Source organism: Ohtaekwangia koreensis (assembly GCF_900167975.1).
In the GTDB taxonomy this organism is placed as follows: Bacteria; Bacteroidota; Bacteroidia; order Cytophagales; family Cyclobacteriaceae; genus Ohtaekwangia; species Ohtaekwangia koreensis.
In genome coordinates this window covers 732333-746092 of sequence record NZ_FUZU01000002.1, presented here as the reverse complement: position 1 = coordinate 746092, position 13760 = coordinate 732333, and the positions used below count along the sequence as shown (strand labels likewise).

The following is a 13760-nucleotide window of genomic DNA, read 5'->3' as shown; positions in this document are numbered from 1 at the left end:
AGTCCCTCTCCGAAACGGAGAGGGACTTTCCTGAAATCAAGTCAAAGTATATTACTTCATCACATTGCCTACTCCATCACTTCTTCAACTTTATCCATTTTGTCGGCCGTGTATTTGCCCGAGGTAGCATAAACAATTTTTCCTGTAGCATCCAGTACGAAAAAGTAAGGGATGTCTTTCTTTTCAAAATCGAGAGCCTCTTTGTATGGTTTCAATTCGCCTCTGTAAAACAAGATGTAGGGCAGTAGTTGTGGATCAATGTTCTTAATCGCCTTCCGTTTTGCTGTGCCAGTAGCCGCAGCGTTGACACCTGTGAACATCGGTACGAAATAAACATTTACGTCATACGAAAAGCCGGCCAGCACACCTGTTGTTTTTTGTATAAACTTTTCAAACACAGGTTGAAACCAGGAATTCAATTCGTCTTCCGATTTTTTTGAGTATGCAAGACCCAGCAATGTGTATTTGCCTTTAACATCATCTGGTAATTTTACTTTTTTATCTTCCACGGTTTCGGCTTCCATGGCAGGAAACTGCTTACCAACCTGTGCCTTTACAAGCACACTCGAAAACACAATGAGTAACAGTATAGAATATTTCATACAATTTAATTTATCGCAATTTACCCAATAAGCTTCTTAATACCTGTTTCACGTTATAAAAGTAACCTTACAAGTCGATAAGATGACAGAAAAGGGCATTACGATCCGTATTGTTCAATATATATTTATCAATACTATGGTTAGCCACTTTCATGCCAATCAATTTATACCATGAGTTGCGAAGCTATATCCATATAAATACAGTTTTTATTTTACCCATGTTACCTTCTCTTCAATAGGTTTTCTTTTGCTGTCAGGCACAGGACCTTTTGGTATGCCGATGTGCAAAAAGCCGAGCAGCTTATCATCTTTTTCCAAACCAAATAATTCTTTTGCTGCCTCAAAATAAGTTATACCACCACTGCTCAGGTAACACCCTATACCGTACGCTGCTGCCGTGAGGTACATATTTTGCACAGCACAAAACACAGCTCCTATTTCTTCAAGTTCAGGCAATGATTTTTTTTCATCGCGCTTCATACCTACAGCAATAATGTGCGATGATAAAACTGTTTTCGTGAGCAGGTTTTGATAGCGTTCTTCTTTAAATGTACCACTTGCCTCTGTTACGCTTTTATATACTGCTGCCTGCTGCTCGCCAAGTCGTTTTAACCCCTCACCTGTGAATACAACAAAATGCCATGGCTCGGTAAATTTATGTGTTGGAGCCCACCGTGCATTCTCAAGCATTTGGTTTACAATCGCATCGTCAACTCTTTCGCCACTATATTGCTGTTGAAAAACTGATCTGCGGTTTCTGATTAAAGTGTTTACTAATTCTGCTTTTGAAGAATCTATGTTCATGATTATAAGTTTTTTAAATTAGAGTAATCAATCTATCACAACATGCAAAAATTTTTACTTCCAGTATTTTTCATCATTCTGGTTTCGTCATGTGCTCCGATTTATGTTCCAAATCTGCGCAACTCTCCGATGTTTACCAAAGGAGGAGAATTTCAAGGGTCCATGCAAGTGGGCAACGGACTCGATCTGCAAGGCGCAGTCTCTGTAACAAATCACATTGGCCTGATGGGAAATTATTCATTCTCTGATCGCGGCAAGATCGATCCGGATGATACAGACAACTACCACCGTCATAGTTTTTTTGAAGGAGGCTTGGGCTACTATGAAAATGATGGCATCTGGTGTTATGAAATTTTCGCAGGCTATGGACGTGGAGATGCATCCAGCTATGATGAGTATGATATCTTCGGCTCTGGCTCTACTGATTCATGGACTACCGGTAAATATGAACGCTGGTTTGTTCAACCAGCTTTTGGTATTAATAAGAAAGTAATGGGTGTATCATTCGTTCCTCGTTTTTCCGTTGTTGATTTCTATGAATTTAAAGATGAAATAACGGGTGTTACAATCTCCGATGTTAATGCATCACCAAAAGTATTTGTTGAGCCCGCTGTTATCGGCCGTGTAAACCTTGCTAACAATCACGTCTTTTTTACTTTTCAGGCAGGCGTAACAATAGCGGCAAGCCCGGATGTATATTTTGAATACAGAACGTTTCAGTTAGGCACAGGCATCGGATTCCGTTTTGGAGGAAGTGCTTCTTCAAAGAGTAACGAGTCCAGCCAGAATTAAAATATAATTCAAATCATACTATAGCAATCAGGTGTTCTATACTATCCCAAATTTTCAAATGAATTTAATGATAGTATAGAATACCGGTTACAAACATCCGAAGCACAAACCAATATATACTTACTTCGGAAACTGACTCGCATCGATATTCGGAATCACCTTGAGTGCGTTTTTATAGTATATCTTCTTCAATACATCATCCGGTAAATCCAGTCCATACATGCGCCAGAAAGCATGGTAGCGTTTGTGATAGGGGAAATATTCATCTGCTGTTTCAAGCACACGGAAATACGTTTCATATTCTTCAGGCACCCATGAGTCTTTACCGAAGAGAACGCGATCCTGATACTTTGTTAAAAATGCTTTTGCCGCACGGGGTTGTCGACCAAGTTCAGCGATAACAGCACCGATCTCAGTATACATATTCGGGTATAGATCCAAAAGTTCACCAAGCTTTTTCAAATCACTTCCATACCATCCCAAGTGAGCATTGATGAATTTAGTCTTTGGGTGCTTCTTAAAAATATTATGCTGCTCTGCAATGATAGTCTCCCATGAAACCGGATCCGTGTCATGCCTTCTGCCGGGATGAAGTTTCAACTCAAGCCAGCGTTCATTATTCTTATCAATGGGCTGCCAGAATTGTTTGGGATCAGCAGCATGAATCAGCACGGGTATACCCAGCTCACCACACTTTGCCCAGATAGGATCTATACGCGGATCATCTATATGTACACGATTACCTTTGCTGTCTTGTGTAAACATGCCCAGGCTTTTATAAATCTTCAACCCGTTTGCACCTTTCTTTACATCTTCTTCCAACTGCCTGACCATACGCCCTTGCCATTCGGGATCATCGATCGCAGCAAAATCCATATTGGTGAAAACAATAAATCTTTTCGTGTTTGTCTTCTTTACATTCTCCAGCGATTTTTCAAGATGTTCTGTACTCCCACGACCACGACCACTCAGGTTTACCATCACAGCCATATTAAGCTTATCCATTTCTTTCAACAACGCGTTCAAATCCTGAGTTGGCATATTGAACTGGTGATTGTGAACATCAATGAATGGAAATTTAGCACGCGTTAAACGATGCTCCGGAACAACGAGCGTTGATGGCGGATCGTAGTCTTCAAAATCCATTTTATCATCCAATGGTTTTTCCTGAGCACAGGCAAACGCTATATTTCCGGCAAGCAAGGCCGCTATAAAATACTTCTTCATAAAAAACTTTTGATGTGAAAATAATGGAAAGAACCGAACCGTTTTATAAAACGGGATAGAAGGTCGGAATCAGCAATAGAAAACCAGTGCATACCGCTTCATTTTTATGTTTAAATTGGCCGTTATTTTAAAACCAGGCATGAGAAAAATCGCATTCATACTTTTAGTACTTATCACCGGCATTGCACAGGCACAAGACGCTGCATTGGAAAGTGCACGGAAAAAAATTGCCGCGAATGATTTTAAAGGTGCAAAGGCAGACCTCACCAAGATCATTGATAGTAATCCTAAAAATAAAATAGCGCTGAATCTTCGCGGTCAGGCGCGGTTGGAGCTGGAGGATTTTTATGGTGCTATAGGAGATTACAACGCTGCACTTGAAATCGATTCTACTTTTGCCGATGCTCTTAATAATCGTGGTGAAGCCAAGATGGCGTTGGGTGATGATGAAGGTGCTATTCCTGATTTCGATAAGGCCATTAAATTCAACAGTAAATTTGCAGATGCCTATAGCAACCGCGGATTAGCAAAGTATAATACGGAAGACCTGCAGGGAGCATACTTCGATTTTTCAAAAGCACTTGAACTTGGTCCGGTTGATTCTGATAAGTATTTCAACCGTGGTGTAGTAAAGGCAGAGCTGGGTGAATTCATCAGTGCTATAGATGATTATTCAAAAGCGATTGAGTTCGACAAAAATGATCCTGCCCTCTATAATTATAGGGGAGTTGCATACTATAATACGGGTAATCTCGATCAGGCTGTTGCTGATTATGACCAGGCCATCAAACTCGACCCAAAGGATGCTCTTAAATTTGAAAACCGTGCGCTTGCTAAAAATGCCAAACAGGATTTTAAAGGTGCGCTGGAAGATTACTCCAAAGCGATTGAACTGAATGCTACCGAACCGGAAACCTATAATTTACGTGGTGTCGTAAAATATAGCATGGAAGACCACGATGGTGCTATAGCAGACTATACCAAAGCGATTGAACTGGATGATACCAATCCGGTATATTACGATAATCGCGCACTCAGTAAAACAGAAAAAGAAGATTATGCTGGAGCGATCGAGGATTACTCTTCGTCTATTGAACTATACCCGAGTGATCCGGAAACTTATTTACAGCGCGGTGTCGTGAAAGTTACCATGAACAACAAGTACGATGCGTGCCTCGATTTTAAACGTGCAGAAGAACTAGGGTCAACAGAAGCAAAAGCATTGATCAAGAAGAACTGCAAGTGAGCGCCCCTTTAAAAGCTATACGTGTTGCTGTTATACTGAACGGCATTTCGATGGAGCGGTTGTACTTCTATCGGAAAATACTTCCTATGCTACGTCTTGTATATAAAACAGAAATATACGAAACGCTTTCCCGCAATGATGCAGTCTCGCTTGCCTCCAAAGCTGTCGATAAAAAGTATGATGTCATCATCGCTGCAGGTGGCGATGGTACACTACACCAGGTTATCAATGGTGTACTGAAAGGAAGAGAAAATTATACAGACCTTCCGGTGATCGCGGTTTTCCCGCTAGGGACCGGAAATGATTTTGCGCGAAGTATAGATATAAAATCCGATCCCCGTCAATTAATGCTGTTGCTCAAGAAATTTGAGCCTCAATTGCTTGACGTTGGCGAGGTTGACTATATTTCTGATTCAGGAGAGAAAGATCATCGCTACTTTATCAATGTAGCAGATATAGGGATGGGGCCTGAAGTTGTAAAGCGGGTACTGAAAAGTGATCGTACTTTTGGTTCGGCTATAGCGTACTATATATCTATACTCATCACATTCTTTACCTATAGGCCGGTTGTTGTAACGGCCCGAAATTCTACCTGGAACTGGCAAGGCAAGTTACGCACGTTTGCTGTTGGCAATGGCCAGTATTATGGCCATGGATTATGTGTGGCGCCCGATGCCAAAACAAATGATGGAATTTTTGACGCCTTTATTTGTGGCGATGTTTCCGTATTGGATTTTATACGACATTCCATCCCTATGAAAAGTGGTAAACACATTCAGCATCCAGAAGTATTTTACAAACAAGCCGATGCCATTGATTTTGAATCTGAAAAAACTTGTCTCATTGAAGCTGATGGCGAATTACTCGGAAAACTTCCTGCCCGTGTTAAGGTGTCATCGACTAAGTTGAAAGTACTCGTTCCCTGATATAAACATCTCACTTAAAGTGTCCCCCATCTTTATGTGATTAAAACAGGGCTAACGAATATCATTCCTCTTCGTTATTTTGCAGTATGATCCTTGTAGGAATTATTGAAGATGATGAGCAAATCCGTAAAGGCGTTCAAACCTTTCTGAACCGTCAGGAGAATTTTTCATGCGAAATTGCATACGGCTCCGTTGAAGACTTTCTAAAAAATGTAGATGCCGGTACGATGCCAAATGTGCTGATCATGGATCTCGGCTTACCCGGTATGTCGGGTATTGATGGTATAAAACTTATCAAAGAAAAAAATAGCGATATAGATGTCATCGTGTTCTCGGTATATAATGATCCCAAAAGAATCTTCGATTCCCTGTGTGCCGGGGCAACAGGTTACTTATTAAAGAACACACCACTCGAAGAAATAAAGGAAGGTATAGAACTGCTTTCGAAAGGCGGCTCGCCAATGTCGCCTCAAATTGCGAGAAAGGTTATAGAGCACTTCGCCCTGAGCAACGCCAAAAAGAAAGAGCCGCAATCACCTCTATCTGCGAAAGAAAAAGAAATTGTAATTGGTCTGGTGGATGGGCTAAGCTATAAATTGATTGCTGATCGAATGGACATCAGCATTGAAACGGTCCGTTTTCACATTAAAAATATATACCGCAAGCTTCACGTTCACGGCAAAGCCGAAGTTATCTCAAAATCTTTGCGTGGCGAAATTTAATGTTGTCCCACATTATTGTGGAGTTGACTTGAGCGCTCTATAGGCATAGCTTGCATTACCCTGCTCTATGAAAACTCTAAGACCCCATTTCTTATGCCGCTTCGGCATGTATCAACACTCGCTATCTAAACGAAGCGTTCTGAAATATATTCCAGTTTTCTGAGAGAGCTTGTCAAGGCCACTGTGGCTAACATGATCGATGTTAAATAAAAAGCAGATTCCTATACCTGCTCTTTACATAGTATACCTGTAGTTGGTTGGTTAATCAGGTGAGAGTGTTTTCCTCCGGGAGAGCACTCTTCTATTTTATTTTTTTAGTAAGGTCCTGCAAGATCATAGAAGCATGTACGCGTGAGTTCTCAATAAACCACTTGTTCGTCTTCAAGCCACCGCATACTACTCCTGCCAGATATATACCGGGCACACTGGTCTCCATCGTTTCTTCATTATATACCGGAGTATGAAACGGGTCTTCATGAAATGTTATACCACTCGCTTTCATAAATTCAAACGGAGGTTGATAGCCTGTCATTGCCAATACAAAATCATTTGGAATTACGACATCACCTTCCGGTGTTTTTATCTCCACAGCATCCTTCGTAATTTTTTTTACTTCAGAATGAAAGTATACTTTGATAGACCCTTCCTGAATCCGGTTTTCTATATCAGGCTTCACCCAGTACTTTACGCTTTCGCGGATTCCATCTTCGCGAATCACCATGGTTACCTCAGCACCTTTGCGCCACGTTTCAAGTGCTACATCTACAGCTGAATTGGCAGCACCAACGACAACAACCTTTTGTCCGAAGTATGGATGCGGCTCGTCATAGTAATGCTTTACTTTGGGAAGGTCTTCACCAGGTACGTGCAACAAGTAAGGCAGATCATAAAAACCCAAGGCAAGTATAACAGCTTTGGATTGATACTGTCCCTTCATCGTTGTAACAACGTGATTGTTTGAATCGGAAGTTATCGTTGTTACTTTTTCATATAACTTGAGGTTCAGATGCCAGCTTGTGCTAACCCTTCTGTAATATTCCAACGCCTCAAATCGATTTGGTTTTGGCTGATGCGATATAAATGGAACCTCACCAATCTCAAGCCGCTCCGAAGTCGAGAAAAAAGTCATGTTCAGCGGATAGTTAAAAAGCGAGTTAACGAGACAGCCCTTTTCAAGAATCACATAACTCAATCCGCTCTTCTTTGCTTCAATGCCGCACGCGAGGCCAATAGGCCCGGCACCGATAATAACAACATCAAACTGTTCCATTCTTATAATTCAATTTGATAATTCAACAATATTCTTAAAAATTTGGACTGATAACCTATACTCATCATGAATAAACTCTTAATCGCTGTCTTTTTTGCTTTTAGCATTACAGGATATGCCCAGAAACAAATTACCGTTGAAGATTTTACCACTAAAAATACCTTCTCTCAAAAAACAGTTCGCGGTATAAACTGGATGAAAGATGGAAAGTTTTACTCAACATTAGAGAATAACAAGGTCGTAAAATACAACATTACTAGTGGCAAGCCGGTTGAAACGCTCGTGGATGGATCAACGCTAAATCCTAAAATAGAAATTCAGGATTACCTGTTCAGTGGAGACGAAAAGAAACTGTTGCTCTCTACAAACTTTCAAAGTATTTACCGCAGATCGTTTACTGCGGATTATTTTGTTTATGATATCGCCACCAAATCCGTGAAGGCGTTGTCATCGAAGGACAAGCAATCTTATGCAGCATTCTCCGGAGATGGAAGCAAGGTTGCTTTTGTCCGTGAGAATAATCTTTTCTATGTTACGCTGGCAGATATGCAGGAAGTGCAGGTTTCTACGGATGGCAAATTCAATCACATTATCAACGGCACAACGGACTGGGTATACGAAGAAGAATTCAGCTTTGTGGATGGTTTTTATTGGTCGCCTGACGGGAAGAAATTAGCATACTATCGTTTTGATGAATCGGCTGTGCGCGAGTATAATCTTCAGCGCTGGGGGAAGACGCTATATCCAACCGATTATCGCTTCAAATATCCGAAGGCAGGGGAAGCAAACTCTACGGTTGAAATCTGGTTCTATGATCTCGCCTCCAAACAAAAAGTTAAAGCAGATATAGGCACGGAGAAAGATATATATATACCACGTGTAAAATGGACTGCTGATGCAAATGTATTATCGATCCGGAAACTGAACAGGCTTCAGAACAATCTTGATATTCTTCACGTAAACGCGTCCACCGGAGCATCCACAGTTGTACTCAGCGAAAAAAGCGAAACCTTCATTGACCTGGAATTTACGGATGACCTGATTTACCTGAACGATGGCAAGCAATTTATCTATACCACTGAACGGGATGGGTTTAAACATCTATACTTATACTCGATCGATGGAAAACTCGTAAAACAAATCACCAGCGGCAAATTTGAAGTAAGTCAAATTCTGGGGCTTGATGAAAAGACCAAAACGCTATACTATACTTCCACGGAAGTATCACCTCTTGAAAGACATTTCTATTCCATCTCGCTCAATAGTAACAAGAAAACGAAGCTTTCAGAAAGTGCCGGTGGCCATACTATAAATATGAGCACAGACTATCAATTCTATATTGATTACTTTACCACGTCTGCACATCCAACTGTAGTGAGCCTTTATAAAACGAAAGGCAACGCACTACTGAAAGTATTGGAGAACAATGATGCGTTGGCCAAGGTATTGGACGAGTATGGTTTTTCTGCTAAAGAATTTTTCTCTTTCAAAACAGTAGAGGGCACGCAACTCGATGGTTATATGTTGAAGCCTAAGAACTTTGATGCCTCAAAACAATACCCGGTGCTGGTATACCAGTATAGTGGGCCGGGCTCACAAAACGTAAGCAATGCATGGGGAGGAAGTCATTTCTTCTTTCATCAAATGCTGGTACAAAAAGGATATATAGTAGCCGTGATTGATTCGCGTGGAACAGGTGCACGCGGAGAGAATTTCAAAAAGCTCACCTATAAACAACTTGGTAAGTATGAGTTGGAAGATCTTATAGCCGGAGCAAAATTTTTTTCCACACTTGAATATGTTGACGATAGCCGGCTTGGTATCTGGGGATGGAGCTATGGTGGCTATATGTCATCTCTTGCTATGACGAAAGGTGCGGGTATATTTAAGATGGGTATAGCCGTGGCGCCCGTTACGAACTGGAGATTTTACGACACGGTATATACCGAGCGATACCTGCAAACACCTCAACTGAATGCAAGTGGTTATGATGATAACTCACCTTCTACCTATGCCGATAAATTACAAGGTAACTTTCTATTAATCCATGGCACAGGCGATGATAACGTTCATTTCCAAAATTCGGTAGTGTTGCAAGATGCATTGGTCAATGCGGGCAAACAATTTCATTCATTCTATTATCCTGATAAGCATCATGGTATACAGGGTGGCAAAACCAAACTTCATCTCTACACGATGATGATGGATTACGTTTTGGAAAATCTATAGTATCGTATGATCCCGGCAAAAGTCGGGATCACTTTTTATAACTAACATAAGCAACGCGGGATGATAACAAAGGAAGCAATCGAAGCTGCACACGAGCGGATCAAAGTATATATCGATCACACTCCGGTAATGACCTCTGAGGCTATCAATGCACTGGTTGGGGCAAACGTATTCTTTAAATGCGAGAACCTTCAAAAAGCTGGCGCCTTTAAAGCACGAGGCGCCATGAATGCTGTACTCGTTCTCTCCAATGAAGCCAGAGCAAAAGGAGTGGCGACACACTCTTCCGGCAACCATGCACAGGCGATAGCACGCTCTGCAAAAATCATGGGTATAAAATCATATATAGTGATGCCGCATACAGCACCTGAAATCAAGAAGCGTGGTGTTATAAGTTTTGGTGGAGAGATTTTTGAATGCGAACCAACACTGGAGTCTCGTGAAACCACACTACAGGAAGTGGTTAAAAAAACGGGTGCAAGTGTTATCCACCCCTTTAACGACTATGAGGTTATTACCGGCCAGGCAACTGTTGCGAAGGAATTTTTTGAAGATATACCTTCGTTAGAAGTAATTATACCTCCTGTTGGTGGTGGTGGTCTGTTAAGCGGCACAGCATTATCCACAAAGTATTTTTCCCCGGCTACATCTGTCTTTGCAGGAGAACCCGAGGGTGCCGATGATGCCTATCGCTCACTGAAAAGCGGAATTATAGAGCCTTCTCAATCCAACTCGATTGCTGATGGATTGCTTACTACGGTGGGGGATAAAACATTCCCGATCATTCGCGATCATGTGAAGGGAGTGATCACGGTAAGTGATCAGGAAATTATTAATGCGATGCGAATCCTCTGGGAAAATCTGAAAGTCATTGTTGAGCCATCCGGTGCAGTTCCATTTGCAGCAGTATTAAAAGCAAAAGATACTTTCAGAAATAAGAAAGTGGGCGTAATTCTATCCGGTGGAAATGTAGACCTGTCAAGAGCTTTTAAACTCTTTGGCTTATAAAATATATACTTTCACATTTTAGAATATATACTACTCGCTTAAAGTAGTATTTACTTCTTTTGTTTCTGCGGTAGCGTTGTATTTCGTGATCCAAAAATTATTAAAGCCTTCGCCTACCTGAATGGTAAGGATTTGCAGCGCCAGCATTTCAAGAATAGCCAGGAAATTAAAGATCAGTCCGATACGTGTCGGGAATGTTTCCAACATCTCCGTAAAGGATAATTTGGTTTTATTTTCCAGCGCATCTGTTATATATTTCTTTTGTCCTTCAACCGTATAGGGATACTGAATTACCTGGTGTACCGGTTTGTTTTTATCCGCCTGATAACGTTTCAATACCTTATCAAACACCTGCATCAGTTTGAATATCGTGATGTCCTGAAGCTCGGCCTCTACGTTTGTACTCTCTGCCAGAGTGCGCAGCTCCTTCATCAGGTTACCACGTTTCTCTTTGGTAAGCTCGGTCTCTTCCATTTTGTGGAAGGTATCAACAACAGATTTATACTTCTTGTATTCAAGCAAGTGGCGTACAAGTTCTTCGCGAGGGTCAATTTCATTCCCCTGCTCATCCAACTGCGGACGCGGTAACAACATTTTTGATTTGATGCGCATGAGGGTTGCCGCCACCAGTATAAATTCACTCGCTACCTCTATATTAAGTTGCTCCATCTGCTGAATATACTCCAGGAAGTCGTTTGTGATTTTTGAGATCGGAATATCATAGATATCCAGTTCATCGCGTTCAATGAAGAACAACAGAAGATCGAACGGACCTTCAAACAGCGGGAGTTTTACCTCAAAATTTTCCTGTGTCATAAATCGAGTGAGAGGACAAATTTATTTATAATCCGGCAAAAAGCCCGATTGAAAAGAAATACTAATTTTGTGGCTTATTTTTTTAGCGAAAACTTCTTTTTCAGGTCAATTAGTCCGTTTAATCGCAAGTTAGGAGTGATAGTGTAAAACTCTTACCTTCAATTATTGTTTATAGAGGCATTAATGCAAAAAAACCCATGCTGATAACCCCGGGAAAACTTTTAGGAGAAATAAATTCACCTGATGATCTCAAAAAGCTCGATCAGGCCCAATTGGTTCAGCTTTGTGAGGAGCTCCGCCATTTCATCATCGATAATGTTTCCGTTTATGGCGGACATTTCGGGGCAAGTCTCGGTGTGGTAGAGCTTACCGTGGCATTGCATTATGTTTTTAAAACTCCGTACGACCAACTCGTATGGGATGTAGGCCACCAGGCTTACGGCCATAAAATTCTGACAGGCCGAAGAGATACTTTTTATACGAACCGTGTTTACAACGGCCTCTCTGGTTTTCCGAAAAGAAAAGAAAGTGAATACGATGCTTTCGGTGTAGGACATTCTTCGACCTCTGTTTCTGCTGCGTTGGGTATGGCTGTTGCTTCCAAGTATTTAAAAGAAGACGAGAAGCAACACATCGCAGTAATTGGTGATGGTGCATTAACAGGAGGAATGGCTTTTGAAGGTTTGAATCACGCTGGTGTTTCTGACTCTAATGTTCTGATTATTCTGAACGACAACTGTATGTCGATCGATCCGAATGTTGGTGCACTGAAAGATTATCTAACGGATATTACTACATCCAAAACCTATAATAAATTAAAAGACGAAGTCTGGAACTTACTGGGCAAGCTGTCGAACTTCGGAAAGAGCGCGCAGGAAATTGTTTCTAAAGTTGAGACCGGTATAAAGTCAACGTTGTTAAGTCAGAGTAATTTATTTGAGTCTCTCAACCTTCGCTATTTTGGTCCGGTAGATGGTCACGATGTAAATCATCTTGTAACAATCCTCAATGATCTTAAGCACATAAAGGGTCCTAAAATTCTTCACTGTGTCACTGTGAAAGGAAAAGGATATGGCCCTGCAGAAAAAGGAAATGCTACTACCTGGCATGCACCTGGAACATTTGACAAGATCACAGGCGAGATCTTTAAAAAGATATATGAGAAGCCACAGGCTCCAAAATACCAGGATGTATTTGGCCATACATTGGTAGAGCTTGCAAGAACCAATGACAAAATTGTAGGTATAACTCCGGCAATGCCATCGGGTTCATCAATGAACATCATGATGAAGGAAATGCCTGACCGTGCGTTTGATGTTGGTATAGCGGAACAGCATGCTGTCACTTTTTCAGCAGGCCTTGCAACGCAGGGGCTAGTGCCTTTCTGTAATATATATAGTTCATTCATGCAACGCGCATACGATCAGGTTGTGCATGATGTGTGCATACAGAATTTGCCTGTCAATTTCTGCCTTGACCGTGCAGGCTTTGCTGGTGCTGACGGACCTACCCACCACGGTGCATATGACATTGCTTACTTCCGTTGTCTTCCGAATATGATTATTGCTGCTCCGATGAATGAAGCAGAACTACGCAACCTCATGTATACTGCTCAGTTACCAAGAGCCGAGCAGGCTTTCACCATTCGTTATCCAAGGGGCCAGGGTGTTATGCCTGAGTGGAAAACATCTATGGAGGAAATCGCGATTGGAACCGGACGAAAATTGAGAGCAGGGAACGAGTTAGCAATTTTAACGCTTGGACACATTGGTAATTACGCAGTAGAAGTTTGCGAGCGCCTTGCCCGGCATAACATTTTGATAGGGCATTATGATATGCGTTTTGCAAAACCATTGGATGAAAAAATGTTGCTTGAGATATTCAGTCAATACAAAAAAATATTAACCGTTGAAGATAGTTGTCTGCAAGGAGGTTTTGGAAGTGCTATACTTGAATTTATGGCCGACAATAATCTTCGAGCAGAAGTGAGAAGGTTAGGAATTCCGGATAGAATTGTAGAACATGGTGAGCAGCATGAACTTCACCACGAATGTAGTTTTGATGTAGAAGGAATCGAGCGAGCTGTTGTAGAGATGTTGGAATTAGTACCGAGATAAT

General features: G+C 41.4%; 12 protein-coding genes. 7 read left to right on the top strand and 5 right to left on the bottom strand.

Annotation, left to right across the window (positions count from 1 at the left end; genetic code table 11):
• Positions 1–68: 68 nt before the first annotated feature.
• Together B5Y40_RS16145 and B5Y40_RS16140 are read right to left on the bottom strand one after the other, a co-directional pair.
• A complete protein-coding gene (locus B5Y40_RS16145) occupies positions 69–602 on the bottom strand; it encodes a hypothetical protein (protein WP_079687822.1) in 534 nt (177 codons plus the stop codon).
• A gap of 207 nt (positions 603–809) precedes the next feature.
• On the bottom strand, positions 810–1406 hold the full coding sequence (locus tag B5Y40_RS16140; protein ID WP_079687821.1) for a nitroreductase family protein: 597 nt from the start codon (positions 1404–1406) through the stop codon (positions 810–812).
• Positions 1407–1448: 42 nt separating this feature from the next.
• Here B5Y40_RS16140 and B5Y40_RS16135 point away from each other — a divergent pair, with 42 nt between their 5' ends.
• Positions 1449–2198: a hypothetical protein gene (locus B5Y40_RS16135; protein ID WP_079687820.1), complete on the top strand. Its 750-nt coding sequence runs from the start codon at positions 1449–1451 to the stop codon at positions 2196–2198.
• A gap of 120 nt (positions 2199–2318) precedes the next feature.
• On the opposite strand, the gene B5Y40_RS16130 is transcribed toward B5Y40_RS16135, so the two are convergent.
• Entirely contained in the window at positions 2319–3425 is a 1107-nt protein-coding gene (locus B5Y40_RS16130; RefSeq protein WP_079687819.1) for an amidohydrolase family protein, read from the bottom strand.
• Between the two features lie 139 nt (positions 3426–3564).
• Here B5Y40_RS16130 and B5Y40_RS16125 point away from each other — a divergent pair, with 139 nt between their 5' ends.
• From B5Y40_RS16125 to B5Y40_RS16115, 3 genes are all read left to right on the top strand, one after another.
• Complete coding sequence (locus B5Y40_RS16125; protein ID WP_159453719.1) at positions 3565–4671, top strand: tetratricopeptide repeat protein; 1107 nt, start codon at positions 3565–3567, stop codon at positions 4669–4671.
• Positions 4668–5597 (top strand): diacylglycerol/lipid kinase family protein, encoded by a 930-nt coding sequence (locus tag B5Y40_RS16120; protein WP_079687817.1) that lies wholly within the window; start codon positions 4668–4670, stop codon positions 5595–5597. Before B5Y40_RS16125 ends, B5Y40_RS16120 begins: the two co-directional genes overlap by 4 nt.
• Positions 5598–5683: 86 nt before the next feature.
• Positions 5684–6319 (top strand): response regulator, encoded by a 636-nt coding sequence (locus tag B5Y40_RS16115; RefSeq protein WP_079687816.1) that lies wholly within the window; start codon positions 5684–5686, stop codon positions 6317–6319.
• 301 nt (positions 6320–6620) lie between these two features.
• Here the strand turns inward: B5Y40_RS16115 and B5Y40_RS16110 are convergent, their stop codons facing one another.
• On the bottom strand, positions 6621–7589 hold the full coding sequence (locus B5Y40_RS16110) for a YpdA family putative bacillithiol disulfide reductase (protein WP_079687815.1): 969 nt from the start codon (positions 7587–7589) through the stop codon (positions 6621–6623).
• Between the two features lie 66 nt (positions 7590–7655).
• Here B5Y40_RS16110 and B5Y40_RS16105 point away from each other — a divergent pair, with 66 nt between their 5' ends.
• Together B5Y40_RS16105 and B5Y40_RS16100 are read left to right on the top strand one after the other, a co-directional pair.
• On the top strand, positions 7656–9818 hold the full coding sequence (locus B5Y40_RS16105; protein WP_079687814.1) for a S9 family peptidase: 2163 nt from the start codon (positions 7656–7658) through the stop codon (positions 9816–9818).
• Positions 9819–9878: 60 nt separating this feature from the next.
• On the top strand, positions 9879–10826 hold the full coding sequence (locus B5Y40_RS16100; RefSeq protein WP_079687813.1) for a pyridoxal-phosphate dependent enzyme: 948 nt from the start codon (positions 9879–9881) through the stop codon (positions 10824–10826).
• A gap of 30 nt (positions 10827–10856) precedes the next feature.
• Here the strand turns inward: B5Y40_RS16100 and B5Y40_RS16095 are convergent, their stop codons facing one another.
• A complete protein-coding gene (locus tag B5Y40_RS16095) occupies positions 10857–11642 on the bottom strand; it encodes a segregation and condensation protein A (RefSeq protein WP_079687812.1) in 786 nt (261 codons plus the stop codon).
• 197 nt (positions 11643–11839) lie between these two features.
• On the opposite strand from B5Y40_RS16095, the gene dxs reads away from it, so the two are divergent.
• Complete coding sequence (dxs, locus tag B5Y40_RS16090) at positions 11840–13759, top strand: 1-deoxy-D-xylulose-5-phosphate synthase (protein WP_079687811.1); 1920 nt, start codon at positions 11840–11842, stop codon at positions 13757–13759.
• Position 13760 lies beyond the last annotated feature (1 nt).